We start from the raw sequence: 18,983 nt of genomic DNA on the forward strand, positions 1-18,983 counted from the left end.
CTCAGAACAGGTAGTAGCGTTGCGCCAACGGCAGTTCCGTGGCGGGTTCACAGGTCAGCAACTCGCCGTCGGCCCGCACCTCGTAGGTCTGCGGATCGACGCTCAGCTCGGGGCAGGCGCCGTTCAGCTTCAGGTCCTGCTTGCGCACCTGGCGGACATCGCGGCAGGCAACAAGACGGCTCTGCAATCCCAGCTCTTCACCGATATTGGCCTCAAGGGCCGCCTGGCTGACGAAGGTCGCTCGGGTGGCCGCGGTGGCCTTGCCGTAGGCCCCAAACATCGGCCGGTAGTGGACCGGCTGGGGCGTTGGAATGGACGCGTTGGGATCACCCATGGGCGCGGCCGCGATCATGCCGGCCTTCAGGATCATCGCCGGCTTGGCGCCGAAGAAGGCCGGATCCCAGAGCACCAGGTCGGCCATCTTGCCCACTTCCACCGAGCCCACTTCGTGGGCGATGCCGTGGGTCATCGCCGGGTTGATGGTGTACTTGGCGATATAGCGCTTGGCGCGCTGGTTGTCGGCACCACGCTCTTCATCCTCCGGCAGCAGGCCGCGCTGGACCTTCATCTTGTGCGCCGTCTGCCAGGTCCGGCAGACCACTTCGCCCACCCGGCCCATGGCCTGGGAATCCGACGCGATCATGGAGATCACGCCCATGTCGTGGAGGATATCCTCGGCCGCGATCGTCTCTCGGCGGATGCGCGAATCCGCGAAGGCCACGTCCTCGGGAATCTTCGGATCCAGGTGGTGGCAGACCATCAGCATGTCCAGGTGCTCATCGATGGTGTTCACCGTGTAGGGCCGCGTCGGATTGGTGGAGGAGGGCAGTACGTAGTCCTTCTCGCAGGCGGTCATGATGTCTGGGGCATGGCCGCCGCCCGCGCCTTCGGTGTGGTAGGTGTGGATGCAGCGTTCCTTGAACGCCGCCAGCGTGTCCTCAACGAAGCCGGACTCGTTGAGTGTGTCCGTATGGATGGCAACCTGCACATCGAACCGGTCGGCAACCGTCAGGGCGTTGTCGATGGCGGCGGGGGTGGTGCCCCAGTCCTCGTGCAGCTTCAAACCCATCGCGCCCGCCTTGAGCTGCTGCTCGAGCGACTCGGGCAGCGAGGTATTGCCCTTGCCCATAAACCCGATGTTCATAGGCATCTCATCCACCGCCTGGAGCATGCGGCTGATGTGCCAGGTCCCGGGCGTGCAGGTGGTGGCATTGGTGCCGGTGGCGGGGCCGGTGCCGCCGCCAAGCATGGTGGTGATGCCACTCATCAGCGCCTCGTCCACCAGTTGCGGGCAGACGAAATGGATGTGCGCATCCAGCGCTCCGGCGGTGAGGATCTTGCCCTCGCCCGCGATCACCTCGGTTCCAGGCCCGATAACGATGGTCACATCCGGCTGGGTATCCGGGTTACCGGCCTTGCCGATGGCGGCGATTCGCCCGGCCTGAAGTCCCACGTCCGCCTTGACGATGCCCCACCAGTCGAGGATGAGGGCGTTGGTGATGACCGTGTCCATCACCGCCTCGTCGCTACGCTGACTCTGGCCCATGCCGTCGCGGATGACCTTGCCGCCGCCGAATTTTACCTCATCGCCGTAATGGGTGTGGTCCGCTTCCACCTCGATCCAGAGCTCCGTATCCGCCAACCGGACGCGGTCGCCGGTGGTGGGTCCGTACATATCACTGTAGGCCTGACGGGAAATCTTCATGACGCGCCTCCTGACTGGGGGTCCACCGCGCCCATGACGCGCCCATGGAATCCATAGATATGACGGCGCCCCACATAGGGAATGAGCGTTACCTCCCGGCTCTGACCGGGTTCAAAACGAATGGCGGTGCCCGCAGGCACATCCAGGCGGTAGCCGAGGGCTGTCTCGCGGTCGAACGTCAGCGCCGGGTTGGTCTCGGCGAAGTGGTAATGGGAGCCCACCTGGACCGGTCGGTCGCCGGTGTTGGCCACCTCAATGGTGATGCGTTCACGGCCCTCACAGAGGGTCAGCTCGCCGTCGGCGAGTTGGAGTTCTCCGGGTATCATCGCGCGCCCTCCTTCAGACAATGGGGTTGTGAACGGTGACCAGCTTGGTGCCGTCCGGAAAGGTGGCTTCCACCTGGACCTCGTCGACCATCTCCGGGACGCCTTCCATCACGTCCTCCCGGGTCAGTACCTCGGTGCCCTCCGACATCAGGTCCGCCACGGTCCGCCCGTCCCGGGCACCCTCAACGATGGCGTTACTGATCAACGCCACCGCCTCCGGGTAGTTGAGCTTCACGCCCCGCTCCTTGCGCCGCTCCGCCAGAAGCGCGGCGGAGAACAGCAGCAGCTTGTCTTTTTCTCGTGGACTGAGTTCCATGGTTCCGTGCTCCGTTCAGGTATTCCAGATTCGGGGTCGTTGGGCCGGGACGCCCGCCAGCCGGGGGCGCAGGATGGACCAGGCCCGCTCGCACTGGTCCCAGGCCTCGTTGCGGTCCGCGCCGAGGTGGCGCAGCAGCAACACACCCTGCCGGCGGGTGACGGCCCAGCGTGGGGACGGCGCCAGTTCCGCGCGCAAGGCTTCAATGGCGGCCTCCTCGTCATCCAGTCCCACGGCCCAGAGCGTGCCCTGGACCGTGGCGCCGCCCTGGCCCCAGTAGCCCTGGAAACGACGGTGGTTCGGGTCCAGGGTCTGGCGCTCGATCCAGAGGGGGCGCCCGGCCCGCGTCAGGCGAAAGCTCTGCTCCAGGCGGCCGCTGACAAAAGGCAACTCACTGGCCGGTCGTCCCAGCGCCAGCATCTCCCAGCCCAGGCAGCGCGCGCCCGCTTCAAGGTCGATGGTGGTGCTCTGGGTTCCACGGGAGCCGTCGAAGGCCAGGGTCTCCTGGGGCAACCACTCAAGGGTGCCCCCGGCCTCCACCTGCAGGCGGGCGTGCTGCGCCCAGGCCACGTCATGGCTGTCAGCGTGGTACAGCTTGGCGGCTGCAGGTGTTGTCACCAGACCGTGGGCGCCGGCGCCGACACTGGTGTTGAACGTCAGCGCATCGCCGCTCACCAGACCACCGGGCGGATGCAGCAGATAGACATGGCAGCAGCCGTTGGGCCCTTCCGGATGAAACGGGCGCTGGACCCGAAGCGGCCCTTCGTGGGCATTTCGGACCAGGCGCGTGACCGGCCCACGCCCGGAAGGCCGCTGCGCAAACCGCAGGTCCAGCCAGGCGGACCAGCGCCGTGCCTGGTCGAAACGGTGACCGGAGGCGGCGTCGGGACCGATGGGCTCATAGACCGTCATGGGCTACACCGTCAGGTATTGCTTGATCAGGTCATCGGAGAGTTCGTCGATGCCGCCCTGGGCCATCCGACGTCCCCGATCCATGATCGCAAAACGATCCGCGAAACGCCGGGCAAAGGGCAGCTTCTGCTCAACCAGCAGCACCGTCAGGCCATCTTCGGCAATCAGGCGGCGTATCACCTCCCCGATTTGAGCAACGATATTGGGTTGGATACCTTCACCCGGTTCGTCCAGGATCAGCAGCCGGGGTTCAATCACCAGCGCCCGCCCAATCGCGAGCTGTTGCTGCTGGCCACCGGAAAGATCCCCGCCGCGGCGATGCTTCATCTCATGCAGGACCGGAAACAGGTCGTAGATCCGTTGGGGAATCTGACGCACCTTGTCACGGCGTGCCGCGAGCCCGGTCCGGAGGTTCTCCTCCACGGTCAGAAGCGGAAAGATCTGACGCCCCTGGGGGACGTAACCGATACCCAGACGCGACCGGTCCTCCACGGGCCGTTCGGTCAGGGCGACCTCATCGTTGTATTGCAGCTGACCGCTGCTGACGGTTTCCTGGCCCATCACGCACTTCAGCAGCGTGGTCTTGCCCACGCCATTGCGGCCCATGACGCAGGTACACTTCGCGGTTGGGACGTCCAGGTCCAGATCCCAGAGGGTATGGCTTTCACCGTAGTACTGATTCAATCCATCAATCCGCAGCATCAGATGCCCTCCCCGAGATAGACTTCCACCACCTTGGGATCTTTCGAGACCTCGTCCATGCTGCCTTCGGCGAGCACGCTGCCCTGGTGCAGGACCGTCACCGTGCGCGCCAGCGAGCGAACGAATCCCATGTCGTGCTCCACGACGACAACCGACTGCTTGCCTGCCAGGCTGGTGAGCAGCTCGGCGGTGCGCTCCATTTCCTGTTCAGTCATCCCGGCGACAGGCTCGTCCACCAGCAGCAGCCTGGGTCGCTGCATCAACAGCATGCCGATCTCCAGCCACTGTTTCTGCCCGTGCGACAGGACACCGGCTGTCCGCCAGCGCAGCTCCTGTAGTCCCGTCATTTCAAGAACCTCGTCGATACGCTCACGGTGCTCGCCGGTCAACTTCGCCGTCAGCGTCGGGAAGACCCGCTTGTCGGCCGCCATGGCCAGCTCAAGGTTCTCGAACACCGTCAACGCTTCGAACACCGTGGGCTTCTGGAACTTGCGTCCGATACCTAGGGATGCGATGTCCGGTTCGTTCATGGTCAGCAGGTTGTGGCGGCTGCCAAACCAGACCGACCCGGTGTCCGGCCGGGTCTTGCCCGTGATGATGTCCATCATGGTGGTCTTGCCGGCGCCATTGGGTCCGATGATGCAGCGCAGTTCGCCGTCGTTGATGGTCAGGGTCAGCTCGTCGATGGCACGGAAGCCATCGAAGCTCACCGTGACATCCTCCATGTAGAGGATGGGGCCATGGCGCACGTCCACGGGGGAGGCAGCCGGCGTGAGAAAATCGAAGACGTGCTCGCGATCCGTCAGCTCCGAGATCAAGCTCATGCTGCGGCCTCCTTCTCGGTTAAGTCTTTTTCATCATCAGAGCCCTTACCCCTGAGCTTCGCCAGGACGCCGGCCAGCCCCTGTGGCAGGAAGACCGTCACCAGCACAAACAGCGCACCCAGAGCGAACAGCCAGGCTTCCGGCATGATGCCGGTGAACACCGACTTGGCGTAGTTCACTACCAATGCCCCGATCACCGCCCCGTAGAGGGTGGCGCGACCGCCCAGGGCGACCCAGAGCACCACCTCGATGGAGAAGATGGGCGAGAACTGGTTCGGATTGATGATGCCGGCCTGGGGCACGTAGAGCGCCCCCGCGACGCCGGCCAGCATGGCCGAGACCGTGAACACGAACAGTTGGACACGCTCGACGCGATACCCCAGGAACCGCGTTCGCGCCTCCGCGTCCCGGGTAGCGATACTGACCCGCCCCAGTTTGCTCAGGACAATGCCGCGACAGATCACATAGCCGATGGCCAGGGCGACGCCGGTGGCGATGAACAAGCCCAGCCGGGTGGCGTCCGTGGACAGTGAGAAGCCGAGCAGATCCTTGAAGTCCGTAAAGCCGTTGTTGCCTCCGAAGCCCATCTCATTCCGGTAAAATGCCAGCATCAGGGCAAAGGTCAGTGCCTGGGTCATGATCGAGAGGTAAACTCCAGTCACACGGGAGCGGAACGCGAGGTACCCGAACACCATCGCCAGCGCGGCCGGCGCGATCAGGACCATGGCAAACGCAAACCAGGCCATGTCGAACCCATACCAGTACCAGGGCAGCGAGTCCCAGTTAAGGAAGACCATGAAGTCCGGCAGCACCGGATGGCCATATTCGCCACGCGTGCCGATCTGGCGCATCAGGTACATACCCATGGCGTAGCCGCCGATGGCGAAGAAGGCGCCATGACCCAGACTGAGCATCCCGAGGTAGCCCCAGACAAGATCCACCGCCACGGCCAGAAGCGCGTAGCTCAGGTACTTGCCCATGAGCGAGACCGTATAGATGCTCATATGCATGGGATGCCCCTGTGGGAATACCAGGTGCAGAATGGTCACCAGTGCCAGGGCGGCACCCAGCAGCCCCAGGAACAGCCGCGTACTCTTTTCATTGAGTGGTTGTGTCAGCCACATAGTGGATCAGCCCTCCGCGGCCCGGCCCTTCTGCGGAAAGAGTCCGCGCGGGCGTTTCTGGATGAAGAGGATGATGAACACCAGCACCATGACCTTGGCCAGTACCGCACCGGCCCAGGGCTCAAGGAGCTGGTTGATGGTGCCCAGCGACAGGCCCGCAACCAGAGTCCCCAGCAGGTTCCCGACGCCGCCGAACACAACCACCATGAAGGAGTCCACAATGTAGTTCTGGCCCAGGTTCGGCCCAACGTTGGTGATCTGGGATAGGGCGACCCCCGCCAGTCCGGCCACACCGGAGCCAAGAGCAAAGGTCATGATGTCCACTCGTGTGGCCCGGATACCCATAGACCGCGCCATGGCGCGATTCTGGGTCACGGCCCTAACTTCCAGGCCCAGGCGGGTCCGGCGCATCACCAGTAGAAGCGCTGCGAAGACCGCCAGCGCGAAGCCCAGTATGTAAAGCCGGTTGAACGTGAGTGACAGCGCCTCGTTGATCATCAGCGAACCACTCATCCACTCAGGCGTCACCACGGTCCGGTTCAGCGGTGAAATGACCGTACGCACCAGCTGCTGGAGGATCAGGCTGACACCAAAGGTGGCCAGCAGGGTTTCCAGTGGACGCCCTTTCAGGAACTGGATGATGCTGCGCTCAATCACGATGCCGGCGGAGGCCGACACCATGAAGCCGACGGGAACCGCCAGCACCAGCGCCAGACCCGGCTGCCCCGGAAGCAGTTGCTGCATGCCCCAGGCACTATAAGCGCCAAGCATGATCAACTCACCATGCGCCATGTTGATCACGCCCATCACACCGAAGGTGATGGCCAGCCCGACCGCGGCCAGCGCCAGAACCGAACCCAGACTGAGCCCGAAATAGAGCGTCTCGGCCGCGTTGTTGATCTTGAGGAGTTGTTCTATGGAGGTCAGTGCTTCACTTGCGGCGCTTGCAAGCTCGGGATCATCGCTGGAGGCTGCCTTGTTGAGTGCCGAGCGCGCTTCACTGCTCAGACTCCCCCTGAGAGTGTCGATCGCTGACACATCGCCCCGTTGAACCCGGTGAATAGCGAGCGCCTCGGCCAGATAGTCTCGGACGTCCTCATCTTCTGCTGATTCCATCAGCGACTCGACGGACTCCGCCATGACCGCATCAACTTCCCCGCGCAGCTCGCGGGCTGCCTCACGCCGCTTGGCGGGATCATCGACCTTGAGGTCCAGCAGGCCGAGGATATTGCCAATCCGACTTCTCAGCGAATTATTGATGCGAACGCGGTTCAGGTTACGACGCGAGACTTCGCCAATCGCTTCGCCGGTCAGCGCATCCTCAACGGTCCAATCCCGGCCGCGGTTCTCCAGAACCACGACGAATCGGCCTGAATCATCCATACGACTGAGCTTGTTATCAGCGAACGCTTGCAGCCAATGCCTTGCTCGTGGGTCGCCACTCTCCGCAATCGCCGTTATTGCGGCTGCCTTGCCCGAAGCCGGCGCTTCCGCCAGCTCGGTCAGTAATGCCTGTCCATCCGCCTCCGCCGATGCAGCCATGCACGGCCAGATGAGCAAACAGACAATCAGAATCGGTTCGAGCCATCGACGGATGCTCATGATCGTGTCCTGTTTCCTGTCGGGACCCTGGGTTGGAATGCAATCGCCCGAGATACAGCCCCGGGCGATTGCGCGCTGGGGCGGTTACCCCTTACTCACTGGACTGCTGACCGCCGCACTCGCCCTTGGCGACGTTGTAGTTGCCGCAGTTGAGCGGGTCACGCCAGTCGCTGATGATGTCCCGCGAGCCGTCCAGGTAGTCCGACCAGGCATCGCCGGGCACGGTTCCAGGCGTCTGCCAGACGGTCGAGAACTGGCCATTGTCCTGGATCTCGCCGATAAGCACGGGCTTGGTGATGTGGTGGTTCGGCATCATGGTGGCGTAGCCGCCGGTCAGGTTGGGCACGGTGACCCCGATGATGGCATCCTCGACGGCGTCAACATCCGTCGTGCCGGCCTGCTTGACGGCCCTGGTCCACATGTTGAAGCCAATGTAGTGCGCTTCCATGGGATCGTTGGTCACCGCGGTTTCATCGCCGGTGTATTCAATCCATTTGTCAATGAAGTCGTAGTTGGCATCGGTTCCAACACTCATGAAGTAGTTCCAGGCTGCGAGGTGACCCACCAGCGGACCGGTGTCGATACCGGAGAGTTCCTGTTCACCAACAGAGAAGGCGATGACCGGAATATCCGTGGCTTCAATGCCCTGGTTCGCCAGCTCCTGATAGAAGGGAACGTTCGCATCACCATTGATGGTTGAAACGACGGCCGTCTTCTTGCCCTGGTTACCGAATTCCTTGATGTCGGAAACAATGGACTGCCAGTTGGAGTGACCAAAGGGTGTGTAGTTGATCATGATGTCGGCGTCGGCAACGCCTTTGTTCTTCAGGTAGGTCTCAAGAATCTTGTTGGTCGTCCGCGGATAGACGTAATCAGTGCCGGCCAGCACCCAGCGCTCAACGCCAACCTCATTCATGAGGTAATTAACGGCGGGGATGGCCTGCTGGTTCGGGGCCGCGCCGGTATAGAAGATGTTCTTGGACGATTCCTCACCCTCGTACTGGACCGGGTAGAACATCAGGCCGTTCAGCTCTTCCACCACCGGCAGTACCGATTTACGGGAGACAGAAGTCCAGCTTCCGAAGATAACGTCCACCTCTTCCTCGGCGAGCAGTTCACGCGCTTTCTCGGCAAAGAGCGGCCAGTCGGAGGCGGGATCCACCACAACCGGCTCGATTTCACGGCCGAGAAGACCGCCTTTCTCGTTCTGCTCTTCAATGAGCATCATGACCGTGTCCTTGAGGGTAGACTCACTGATGGCCATGGTGCCGGACAGGGAGTGAAGGATGCCGACCTTGATCGGGTCCTCTTCCTGAGCCTGGAGGCCAGTGGCGCCCAGCGCCAGTGACGCTGCGGCCAGCAGGCTGGCAATGCGTGTCTTGGCTGTATTCACATCGATCTCCTTGCAGTCACGTTGCAGTTTGCGCCGAACTGGCGCAGCCCGATACGAAGGCATCGGCTTCGTGGCGACGGGTTTGCAAGGGTTATGCCATAAAAGCGCCTCCATATAGATGTCAATAAAAACAGGGCCCTATAGAGGGGTTCTGTGTAGGATCAATAAAAAAGCCAGAAGGGTGATTCGAATTAATGGGCTATAAGCACCAGAATAGGGCGGCCAGCCAGACGTTTCGCCTTGTTCTGGTGCAATCAGGGACTGGCGCTTTTTTTGACCTGGCAAAGAGCCGTATTTTTCCAGTAATAGGTCGTTCCGAAACGGCGGCAGGATCACGTGCTATCTTTCTAGTATGTCTATTCTAATTTTCACTGATAGTTTCGAAGGCAATACTGGGTAAAGGCTGCACCAGCCAAACCAAGCCATGAGTGGTTCATGATGGAAAGAACGCCGAAAAACAGACCCGAGACCGGGGGGCAGCATCCCCGCATCGGACTTGCCCTTGGTGGGGGAGGCCCTCTCGGAGGGATCTATGAAATGGGGGCGCTTCGGGCTCTGGATGAGGCCCTGGACGGCATCGACTTCAATGACCTCTACGTCTATGTCGGGGTGAGTGCCGGGTCCTTCGTGGCGGCGAATCTGGCTAACCAGATGACCACGGCCCAGTTGTGCCGAATTTTTGTGAAGAACGAGGCTGACGTACACCCCTTCCATCCGGAAGTGTTCTATCGACCGGCCTTTCGCGAATACTTCCGGCGGGCAGCGGCAGTTCCGGGGCTTCTGTGGGAGGCATTGGGGCGCTTTGCCAGCAATCCCTACGACCAGAGTCTGCTGGAGGCCCTGACTGTGCTGGCCCAGGCGGCGCCGGCCGGCCTTTTCGACAATACCGGGCTGCATGAGTACCTGCGCCGGGCGTTCAGCATGCTCGGGCGCACGAACGATTTCCGGGAGCTTCGCCGCCGGCTCTACATCATTGCCGCGGATCTGGAGAGCAGTGAGGCGGTACGGTTGGGAGCGCCTGGTTTTGATCATGTGCCCATATCCCGGGCGGTACAGGCCAGTGTCGCATCCCCGGCCATCTATATGCCGGTGGAGATTGACGGGCGCTATTACGTCGACGGCACCCTGCGCAAGGGGCTGCATGCCTCTGTGGCGCTTGAGGATGGTGCGGATCTGGTCATCGCGATCAACCCGCTGGTGCCAATTGATGCCAGTGCCGCGGTGCGTGCCGGCACCATGAAACCGGGGGCGCTCACGGATTCCGGGATGCCCAATATCCTCGGGCAGACCTATCGAACGATGGTCTATTCACGCATGCAGGCGGGTATGGATCAGTATGCCGAGCAGTACCCGGACGCGGATATCGTGCTTTTCCAGCCGGAGCGGGATGATGCCAAGCTGTTCTTTTCGAACGTGTTCAGTTTCCAGTCCCGTCGCATGGCCTGTGAACACGCCTACCAGATGACAAGGCGTGACCTGCTGCGGCGCGCGGATGAGCTGGAAGCCCAGCTGGCCCCTTACGGCATAACGCTGAGGCGTGAATGCCTGGAGGATGAGCAGCGGACCATCAGCACCAGCCTCTACGGGGAGATGCTGCCGGTCTATGTGGCGCGTGAACGCCAGGGCAAACGCAGGAGCCGATTCAGTGCAGGCGTGCAGAATGTATCGGGCATTCTGAACAATGCCCGACAGATTCTGTAATCACAGCCATCGCCGGTTTGACGCCCTTCGCCCAACCCCTCCTGTAATACCCCACAGCTCCGGGCGAAGGGCCTTTTTATTCAGAGAATGTAGCGGCTGAGATCCTGGTCTTCGGCCAGGCTGCCAAGCTGTTCATCCACGTACGCGGCTGTCACTTCAAAGCGTTCGTTGAGGCCGTCCCCCGCATCGAAGGAGGCTTCGTCCAGAAGTTTCTCCATGACCGTGTGAAGCCGCCGGGCGCCGATGTTCTCGGTGGTCTCGTTCACCTTCCAGGCGATTTCCGCAATCCGGTCGATGGCTTCGGTGGTGAAGCTCAGTTCGACCCCTTCTGCCGACATCAATGCCCGGTACTGCTCAACCAGTGACGCTCTCGGCTCGGTCAGGATGCGCTTGAAATCCTGAGGAGTCAGCGCCTTGAGTTCCACCCGGATGGGCAGGCGGCCCTGCAGCTCCGGAATCAGGTCTGACGGCTTGGTCAGGTGGAAGGCGCCGGAAGCAATGAACAGGATGTGATCGGTCCGGATCATGCCGAACTTGGTGCTGACCGTGCTGCCCTCAATCAGCGGCAGAAGGTCACGCTGGACGCCTTCCCTGGAGACATCCGAGGAGCTTTGGGCGTCGCTTTTCTTGGCAACCTTGTCAAGCTCATCCAGAAAGACAATGCCGTTCTGCTCCACCTCCTGAATGGCGCGCTGCTTGATATCGTCCTCATTGACCAGCTTGGCCGCCTCCTCCTCACGGACCTGCTCAAAGGCGTCCGCAACCCGCATCTTCCGGGTCTTGCGCTTGTCATTGGACATGCTGGAGAACATGGACTGCAGCTGGCTGGTCATCTCCTCCATGCCGGGAGGGGACATGATCTCGACGCCGCCGGACGAGGCGCTCACATCAATCTCGATTTCCTTGTCGTCCAGCTCACCTTCGCGCAGCTTCTTGCGGAACATCTGGCGGGTGCTGGAGTTGGACTGCTCCTCGCTCGACTCCTGGTCGCGCGGTGGACGCAGCAGGGCGTCGAGGATGCGGTCCTCGGCCGCGTCCATGGCGCGGTCACGAACCCGGTTCATCTCCTTTTCCCGGAGCAGGCCGACCGCGTTCTCCGCCAGGTCCCGGATGATGGATTCCACATCGCGGCCCACATAGCCCACCTCGGTGAACTTGGTGGCTTCCACCTTGATGAAGGGCGCTTCCGCGAGCTTGGCAAGACGCCGTGCAATCTCGGTCTTGCCGACGCCAGTGGGGCCGATCATGAGGATGTTCTTGGGCGTGATCTCCTCCTGGATGGCGGTGTCCGCCTGCATCCGCCGCCAGCGGTTGCGCAGGGCAATGGCGACGGAGCGCTTGGCCTCGTCCTGGCCAACAATGTGGCGGTTCAGCTCATCCACAATTTCCCGTGGGGTCATGGCAGCCATAGAAACTCCTGTCAGTCGCTGGTGCTGAGAACTTCCAGCGCTCGGTTGTGATTGGTAAAGACACAGATGTCGGCGGCGATGTCGAGCCCCTTCTCCGTGATCTCATGGGCGGAGAGATCCGTGTTCTCAAGCAGGGCGCGTGCGGCCGCCTGGGCGTAGGGCCCCCCGGACCCCATGGCAATCAGGCTGTTCTCCGGCTCGACGACGTCGCCGTTGCCGGTGATGATCAGGGAGGTCGTGGCATCGGCAACGGCGAGCATGGCCTCAAGACGGCGAAGGGCCCGGTCCGTTCGCCAGTCCTTGGCCAGTTCCACGGCGGCCCGGGTCAGGTTTCCCTGGTGTTTTTCCAGTTGCGCCTCGAACCGTTCGAACAGCGTAAATGCATCGGCCGTTCCCCCGGCAAAGCCGGCAAGGACCTTATCGTTGTAGAGACGGCGAATCTTGCGGGCGTTGCCCTTCATGACGGTATTGCCGAGGGAGACCTGGCCGTCGCCTCCCATGGCGACTTCACCTTCGCGGCGGACGGAAAGAATGGTTGTCATTGGCGCTCCAGCTCTTTAAGGCGTGAATGGCTCGTTCTGAAATGGAGGCGCCCGGCCGGGAATTCAAGGGGTCATTCGTCGGTTTTCCGTTCGCGAACGAGTGGCTGGATGTTGATGGATACGAGGCGATCAACCGCCTTGTTCATGTCACTGCGTGACCCGTAGGGACCGACCATCACCCGATACCAGGTTTTGTTCCCTTCAACGCTGACTTCCGTGATCTGGGCTCTCAGCCCCTGGAACCCAACCTGGGCCCGCTGACGTTCCGCGTCTTCGCGTGTGCGGAACGACCCCGCCTGGAGGATGTATTCGCGATCCTGTGCGGCCAGATCCGGTTCGGGTTCATAGGCTTCTGTATTCGGGGTCATCACCTCGGATTCCGGAAGCATTTCATAGAATCGGAACTCCGGATCCTCGCGTTCTTTCTCGCCCGTGTCGGTCTGCGGCGCGGAAATCGTGGGAACGTCTTCCTGGCGCTGATCCTGTGCCGGATCAATGGTGTTGAGGTAGACAAGGAAACCCACGAAGCCGGAGACGGCGGCAACAGGAATCAACCAACGCATGGAAGCGCCTCCCGAGTCGGTGTTTTTGCGGCTCTTGCCGGAGCCCGATTTTGATGCCATGGATCTGACCCGCGTTACATGGATTCCGGAGCGCTGACCCCGAGCAGTTCAAGGCCGTTGGCAATGACCTGCCGCACGGCCAGTGACAGCGCGATACGCGCCCTGCAGAGGTTGGCGTCCTCCACCAGCACCTTGTGCGCGTTGTAATAGGTGTGGAAGAGCCCGGCAAGGTCCCTGAGGTAATGGGTCAGCTGGTGGGGTTCCAGTTGCTCCGCGGCCTTGGCGAGAACCTCGGGGTAGCGGGACATCAGGGCGGCGATATCCTTCTCTTCTTCCAGGGTGAGCAGGGCCAGGGCCTCGTCATCCAGGTTGAGCGCTTCCTCGCTGGTCATATCGCGAAGCTTTTCCAGCATGCTGCAGACGCGCGCATGGGCGTACTGGATGTAGTAGATCGGGTTGTCCTTGCTCTCGGACTTGGCCAGCTCCAGGTCAAAGTCCATGTGCTGTTCGGCCTTGCGGGTAACATAGAAGAAGCGCGCCGCGTCCTTGCCAACTTCATCGCGCAGTTCGCGCATGGTCACGAAGGAGCCGCTGCGCGTGGACATGGAAAGCCGCTCGCTGCCCCTGTAGAGAATGGCAAACTGCACCAGCTGGATATCCAGCCGGGCCGGATCAATGCCCAGGGCCTGGATGGCTCCCTTTACCCGAGCCATGTAACCGTGGTGATCGGCACCCCAGACGTTGATGACCCGCTCGAAGCCGCGCTCGAACTTGTTCAGGTGATAGGCGATGTCCGAGGCGAAATAGGTCGTCTCGCCGTTGTCCCGGCGTACCACCCGGTCCTTGTCGTCGCCGAATTCGGTGGCCCGGAACCAGGTGGCGCCGTTTTCCTCATACAGGTAGCCGCCCTGGTCGAGTCGCTGCAGAGCGGTCTCGATGTCGCCACGCAGGCTGCGTTCGGAAAACCACTGGTCAAAAGTGATGCCGAAACTGGCCAGATCCTGGCGGATGTCGCCGAGGATGGAATTCAGTGCCAGGTCGAACACTTGGGCAAAGGCGCTTTCGCCGATCAGCTCCCTTGTCCGGCTGACGAGGGCATCAATGTAAACTTCCTTGTCGCCGCCGTCGGGTTCATCCGCCGGGAGGTTGCTGAAGACGGTTGAAGCCGGGTGGTGAAAGTCATCCCCTGCATCCGACCTGAGCTGCTCCGCGATGGGAATGATGTAGTCCCCCCGGTACCCGTTGGCGGGGAAGGTAATGGTTTCCCCGCAGAGTTCGAGATAACGCAGCCAGACACTCAGGGCGAGGATGCTCATCTGCCGCCCGGCGTCGTTGACGTAGTACTCCCGGTGGACGTTGTACCCGATGGCCTCCAGCAGGTCGGCCACGCTGGCCCCGTAGGCGGCGCCGCGCCCGTGGCCAACGTGTAGCGGGCCCGTGGGGTTGGCGGAAACGAACTCCACCTGTATCGGTGTGCCATGACCCAGGTCTTGGCGTCCGAACTCCCGGCCCTGTTCCCGGATAACCCGCAGGATGTCGAAGTGGCTGGCATCACTGACAAAGAAGTTGATGAAGCCAGGGCCAGCGATTTCCGTCTGGGTAATGGCGCTATCGTCCGGCAGGGCGCGCACGAGGTGCTCGGCCAGGTCGCGGGGCTTCATGCCTGCGGCCTTGGACGATTTCATGGCGATGTTGCTGGCAAAGTCGCCATGGTTCTTGTCGCGCGCCGTTTCCACGCCGATATCGGCCGTGAAGCCAGCGGGCAATATGCCCTCATCAATCAGCGCATCCACTGCGTGCTGCAGTAACTCGGAAATTCGTTCTTTCATGCCGGAATTGCTCTCGTCGGCCGGGGGTTGGGGCTGCGGTATTATCAGTGAAACCGGCTTCAGACTCAATCATGCGTCCATGTGGAGGTGGTCTCAGTCGAGGCTCTGGGGATCCACGTCCACGGACCAGCGAAGGCTGGCGGGTAGCCGCTTCTGCTCCAGGTACTGGCAGAGCTGGTTCGTGAGGCGGTGCAGGGGCGGGCGCTGCTGGTGCTGCAGAAGGATCTGGGCGCGGTAACGGCCCGCCTTGCGCGCGATAATGGCAGGGAAGGGGCCAAGTACCGGGATATCCGGCGCTGTGGCAGCAACCTTGTCTGCCAGTTCGTCCAGCACCGTCAGGCTGTCCTCCATGGATGGCCCTTCCACCCGGAACGCAGTCATGAAGGTAGCAGGCGGCAAATCGGCCGCCTTGCGTTCGTCCAGAAGCTTCCAGGCAACACTGAGGTAATCGCCCTGGCACAGCTCGTTGAGCATGGGGTGGCCGGACTGGCAGGTCTGGATCAGGACGCGCCCCGTCTTTGCAGCGCGCCCGGAACGCCCGCCCACCTGCATCACCAGCTGAGCCAGGTGTTCGGGCCCGCGGAAATCACTACTGAACAGTCCGCCATCGGCATCCAGGATGCCTGCCAGCGTGACGGCGGGAAAGTCATGCCCCTTGGCCAGCATCTGGGTGCCCACCAGGATGCAGGGCTGGCCTTCGCGGACCGGCTTGAGCATTTCATCCAGCTGGCCCCGGCGCCGGGTGCTGTCGCGGTCGATGCGCAGCACCGGGGTGTCCGGGAAGCGTTGCTGCAGGACGGTTTCGGTTTTCTCGGTGCCCTGGCCCACGGCGTTGAGTGCCTCCTCGCCGCATTCCGGGCATTTGCGCGGCAGTGCCTGCTGGTGACCGCAATGGTGGCAGCGCAGGCAGTTGTCGAAGCGGTGGTAGGTCAGGCGGGCGTCGCAGTGGGGGCACTCAATCGGCGTGCCGCATTCAAAGCACATCACAACGGGTGAGAAGCCACGACGGTTGATGAACAGAAGGACCTGCTCCTCCGCCTTGATGGTGGTCTCGATCTGGTCGATCAGCGGCCGTGACAGTCCTCCCTCCAGGGGTCGGCTGCGCACGTCAATCAGGCGCGTTTCCGGGAGGCCGGCGCTGCCCGCGCGCTCGGTCAGCCTGTGCAGCCGGAAACGGCCCTCGCCGGCATTGTGGAGTGATTCCAGTGAGGGAGTCGCAGAGCCGAGTATCACCGGGCATCCGCTCTGGCGTGCGCGGTAGATGGCCAGGTCGCGTGCCGAATAACGGAACCCCTCCATCTGTTTGTAGGAGCTGTCATGCTCCTCGTCCACGACCACCGTGATCAGCCGCGAGAAGGGAAGCAGTACCGCGGACCGGGTGCCAATCAGAATCAGTGGTTCGCCGCGGCGTACCCGGCTCCAGGTCTGCAGGCGCTCGGTGGCGTTGAGGGCCGAATGCCAGACTGCCATCCGGCTCCCGAAGTGCTGTTCGAACCGGGCCAGTGTCTGTGGGGTCAGGCTGATTTCCGGGACCAGGACCAGGGCCTGCGCCGATTCGGGCTCGGGATCATCCACCAGGCGTTGTTGCAGGTGGCGTATGTAGACTTCGGTCTTGCCGCTTCCGGTAATGCCGAAAAGCAGGTGGGGCTGGAAGGCATCAGTATTCTGCTCAATACTCGACAGCACCTCGTGCTGCGCGTCGTTCAGCGAGACGCCCGGTGCCGGAGGCCAGGGGGCGGCTGTTTCGTTGATGTCCTCCCCGGTGGCCATCCGGACAAGGTCGCGTTCATGCAGTGCCTTGAGCAGCGAGCGGTTGAAGCCCGCCGAGCGTATGGTTGAAATCGTCTGGCCCGGGTAGCGGATCAGCCATTGCAGGAGCTCCCGTTGACGTCGTGCCTGGGCCGACAGGTCGTCCGTGTGCGCTGTGGCCGGATACCAGTACTCGGGGGCGGGGAGTTCCGCCGGCGCGCCCCGGCGCAGTGCCGGGGGCAGGGCGGCGAAGACACATTCGCCCGGCGGGTGCTGGTAATAGCGGGATGCCCACAGCAGAAGTTCCCGGGTCTGGTCGGGCAGGACGGGCCAGTCCTCGAGTGGTGACTCGACGTCCTTGAGCGTAACATTGGGCAGCTCCGGTGGATCGAGTTCCACCACCAGGGCCGTCAGGCGCTGGCGCCCCAGCGGCACCCGGATGCGCTGCCCTGGAACAAGATCCATGCCTTCGGGAACGCGATAGTCGAAAAGCTGGCGAACCGGGCGGGGAAGGGCGACACGGACGGTTTGCGCCAACAGGAACTCCTTGCGTCAGGTTGCGAATCCGAGTGAATCTGATATGATGCGCCGCTTACAAGTGACCGCGGTGCGGAGACGAGTCTGCACCGGAATTAAAAACGATTCAAATGCGGTGCCCGGCAAAAGCCCGGGTGGCGGCATTGCCTGTTCCCGAGAGGTCCACCATGAACCACGATATCCAGCCCAAGTACAACGACATCAAGGCAACCTGCAGTTGCGGCAATGTCATCGAGACCCGCTCTACGCTTGATCATGACATCCATGTTGATGTCTGCTCCGCCTGCCATCCCTTCTACACCGGTAAGCAGAAGGTTATGGATACCGGGGGCCGTATCGATCGCTTCAATAAGCGTTTCCGCGGCAAGATCGGCAGTGGTCGCAGCTAAGGCGTCCTGATTCCTCTCTCCATCCAGAAACGGAAGATTGGCAATGTCTGAAGATATGAAGCAAGCAGCTCTCGATTACCACGCCAAGCCGCGCCCCGGCAAAATCAGCGTGGAAATCACCAAGCCGACGCAAACCTCCCGGGATCTGTCGCTCGCGTACAGCCCGGGTGTGGCTGAGCCGGTGCGGGAAATCGCGAAGGACCACGAGAATGCCTACCTGTACACCACCAAGGGGAACCTGGTGGCGGTCATATCCGATGGCAGTGCCATTCTGGGCCTTGGCAACCTGGGTGCGCTGCCCAGCAAGCCGGTCATGGAAGGCAAGGGCGTCCTGTTCAAGCGCTTCGCCGGCATTGACGTGTTCGATATTGAGGTGAACTCGGAAAGCCCCCAGGCGTTCATAGAGACGGTTGCCCGTATCGCGGATACTTTTGGTGGTATCAACCTTGAGGATATCAAGGCACCGGAATGCTTTGAGATTGAGCGCGCCCTGATCGATCAGTGCAATGTTCCGATCTTTCATGATGATCAGCACGGCACCGCGATCGTTACGGCGGCGGGGATGCTCAATGCCCTCGAGTTGCAGGGCAAGACCCTCGAGGACGCGCGGATTGTATGCATGGGCGCGGGCGCAGCCGCCATCGCGTGCATGAAGATTCTGATCAGCTGTGGCGCTCGTCCGGAAAACATCATGCTGCTCGACAGCAAAGGCGTTGTGCATTCCGGGCGGGATGACCTGAACCAGTACAAGGCCATGTTTGCCGTCGAAACGGAGCGTCGCACGCCGGCGGATGCCCTCGAAGGCGCGGATGTGTTCGTTGGCCTTTCGGGCCCGGATCTGCTGACGCCGGAGATGCTCAAGTCCATGGCGGCCAACCCCATCGTTTTTGCCTGCTCCAACCCGGATCCCGAGATCAAGCCGGAACTGGCGCTTGCTACCCGTGACGATATCATCATGGCCACAGGGCGTTCGGACTATCCAAACCAGGTCAACAACGTGCTCGGCTTCCCCTTCATCTTCCGTGGTGCCCTGGACGTACGCGCCAGCGAAATCAATGAGGAAATGAAGGTGGCGGCAGTCCACGCCATCCGCGAGCTGGCCAAGGAGTCCGTGCCGGACAGTATTGCCAAGGCCTATGGTGTCGGCGGGTTCGAGTTCAACAAGGAATACATCATTCCCAAGCCCATGGATCCACGTCTTCTGGAGTTCGTGCCGGCCGCCGTTGCACGTGCAGCCGTGGACAGCGGGGTTGCCGGGAAGAAGTATCCCGACCATTATCCCCTGAAGTCCATGGAAGACATCATCTAACGCAGAACGACAGGGTCGTTCAGTGCGGAATTGCCCCGGCGCCGAGAGGTT

17 protein-coding genes are annotated in these 18,983 nt (G+C 62.0%); 3 read left to right on the forward strand and 14 right to left on the reverse strand.

The genetic code is table 11. From position 1 onward, the window contains the following. Position 1: 1 nt before the first annotated feature. The 9 genes from ureC to urtA form a co-directional block, all read right to left on the reverse strand. Positions 2-1,705, reverse strand: coding sequence for an urease subunit alpha (gene ureC / locus DES49_RS14695; protein ID WP_133737188.1), 1,704 nt, complete (start codon positions 1,703-1,705; stop codon positions 2-4). Next, positions 1,702-2,031 carry an urease subunit beta gene (locus DES49_RS14700; RefSeq protein WP_133737189.1) on the reverse strand — a complete coding sequence of 110 codons (330 nt, stop codon included), beginning with the start codon at positions 2,029-2,031 and terminating at the stop codon, positions 1,702-1,704. Before DES49_RS14700 ends, ureC begins: the two co-directional genes overlap by 4 nt. A 13-nt stretch (positions 2,032-2,044) precedes the next feature. Next, positions 2,045-2,347, reverse strand: a complete 303-nt coding sequence (locus tag DES49_RS14705) for an urease subunit gamma (protein ID WP_133737190.1) — start codon at positions 2,345-2,347, stop codon at positions 2,045-2,047. A 15-nt stretch (positions 2,348-2,362) separates the two neighbouring features. Further along, positions 2,363-3,259: an urease accessory protein UreD gene (locus tag DES49_RS14710; RefSeq protein ID WP_133737191.1), complete on the reverse strand. Its 897-nt coding sequence runs from the start codon at positions 3,257-3,259 to the stop codon at positions 2,363-2,365. Between the two features lie 3 nt (positions 3,260-3,262). Continuing rightward, positions 3,263-3,961: an urea ABC transporter ATP-binding subunit UrtE gene (gene urtE, locus DES49_RS14715; protein WP_133737192.1), complete on the reverse strand. Its 699-nt coding sequence runs from the start codon at positions 3,959-3,961 to the stop codon at positions 3,263-3,265. Then, positions 3,961-4,785 (reverse strand): urea ABC transporter ATP-binding protein UrtD, encoded by an 825-nt coding sequence (gene urtD, locus DES49_RS14720; RefSeq protein WP_133737193.1) that lies wholly within the window; start codon positions 4,783-4,785, stop codon positions 3,961-3,963. The genes urtE and urtD overlap by 1 nt, the downstream gene beginning before the upstream one ends. Then, positions 4,782-5,909 carry an urea ABC transporter permease subunit UrtC gene (urtC, locus tag DES49_RS14725; RefSeq protein ID WP_133737194.1) on the reverse strand — a complete coding sequence of 376 codons (1,128 nt, stop codon included), beginning with the start codon at positions 5,907-5,909 and terminating at the stop codon, positions 4,782-4,784. Before urtC ends, urtD begins: the two co-directional genes overlap by 4 nt. Before the next feature lie 6 nt (positions 5,910-5,915). Continuing rightward, entirely contained in the window at positions 5,916-7,511 is a 1,596-nt protein-coding gene (gene urtB / locus DES49_RS14730) for an urea ABC transporter permease subunit UrtB (RefSeq protein WP_133737195.1), read from the reverse strand. A 91-nt stretch (positions 7,512-7,602) separates the two neighbouring features. Continuing rightward, positions 7,603-8,904 (reverse strand): urea ABC transporter substrate-binding protein, encoded by a 1,302-nt coding sequence (gene urtA, locus DES49_RS14735; protein WP_243865067.1) that lies wholly within the window; start codon positions 8,902-8,904, stop codon positions 7,603-7,605. A 435-nt stretch (positions 8,905-9,339) separates the two neighbouring features. On the opposite strand from urtA, the gene DES49_RS14740 reads away from it, so the two are divergent. Continuing rightward, positions 9,340-10,605, forward strand: coding sequence for a patatin-like phospholipase family protein (locus tag DES49_RS14740; RefSeq protein WP_243865068.1), 1,266 nt, complete (start codon positions 9,340-9,342; stop codon positions 10,603-10,605). Between the two features lie 80 nt (positions 10,606-10,685). Here the strand turns inward: DES49_RS14740 and hslU are convergent, their stop codons facing one another. The 5 genes from hslU to DES49_RS14765 all read right to left on the reverse strand — a co-directional run bounded on the left by hslU (position 10,686) and on the right by DES49_RS14765 (position 17,234). Beyond that, the gene (hslU, locus tag DES49_RS14745) at positions 10,686-12,014 is read right to left on the reverse strand and encodes an ATP-dependent protease ATPase subunit HslU (protein ID WP_133737197.1); all 1,329 of its coding nucleotides are present in this window, start codon (positions 12,012-12,014) and stop codon (positions 10,686-10,688) included. Positions 12,015-12,025: 11 nt separating this feature from the next. Further along, the gene (gene hslV, locus DES49_RS14750) at positions 12,026-12,556 is read right to left on the reverse strand and encodes an ATP-dependent protease subunit HslV (RefSeq protein WP_133737198.1); all 531 of its coding nucleotides are present in this window, start codon (positions 12,554-12,556) and stop codon (positions 12,026-12,028) included. 71 nt (positions 12,557-12,627) lie between these two features. Continuing rightward, positions 12,628-13,179: an SPOR domain-containing protein gene (locus DES49_RS14755; RefSeq protein ID WP_243865069.1), complete on the reverse strand. Its 552-nt coding sequence runs from the start codon at positions 13,177-13,179 to the stop codon at positions 12,628-12,630. Between the two features lie 14 nt (positions 13,180-13,193). After that, entirely contained in the window at positions 13,194-14,948 is a 1,755-nt protein-coding gene (argS, locus tag DES49_RS14760) for an arginine--tRNA ligase (RefSeq protein WP_133737199.1), read from the reverse strand. A gap of 93 nt (positions 14,949-15,041) precedes the next feature. Further along, positions 15,042-17,234 (reverse strand): primosomal protein N', encoded by a 2,193-nt coding sequence (locus DES49_RS14765; RefSeq protein ID WP_133737200.1) that lies wholly within the window; start codon positions 17,232-17,234, stop codon positions 15,042-15,044. Positions 17,235-17,401: 167 nt separating this feature from the next. Between DES49_RS14765 and rpmE the strand changes: the two genes are divergently transcribed. Together rpmE and DES49_RS14775 are read left to right on the forward strand one after the other, a co-directional pair. Beyond that, entirely contained in the window at positions 17,402-17,623 is a 222-nt protein-coding gene (gene rpmE, locus DES49_RS14770; RefSeq protein ID WP_133737201.1) for a 50S ribosomal protein L31, read from the forward strand. A 43-nt stretch (positions 17,624-17,666) separates the two neighbouring features. Continuing rightward, positions 17,667-18,932 (forward strand): malic enzyme-like NAD(P)-binding protein, encoded by a 1,266-nt coding sequence (locus DES49_RS14775; protein ID WP_133737202.1) that lies wholly within the window; start codon positions 17,667-17,669, stop codon positions 18,930-18,932. The last annotated feature ends 51 nt before the right edge of the window (positions 18,933-18,983 follow it).

The sequence above is a fragment of the Halospina denitrificans genome (genome assembly GCF_004364635.1).
GTDB lineage: Bacteria > Pseudomonadota > Gammaproteobacteria > Pseudomonadales > Oleiphilaceae > Halospina > Halospina denitrificans.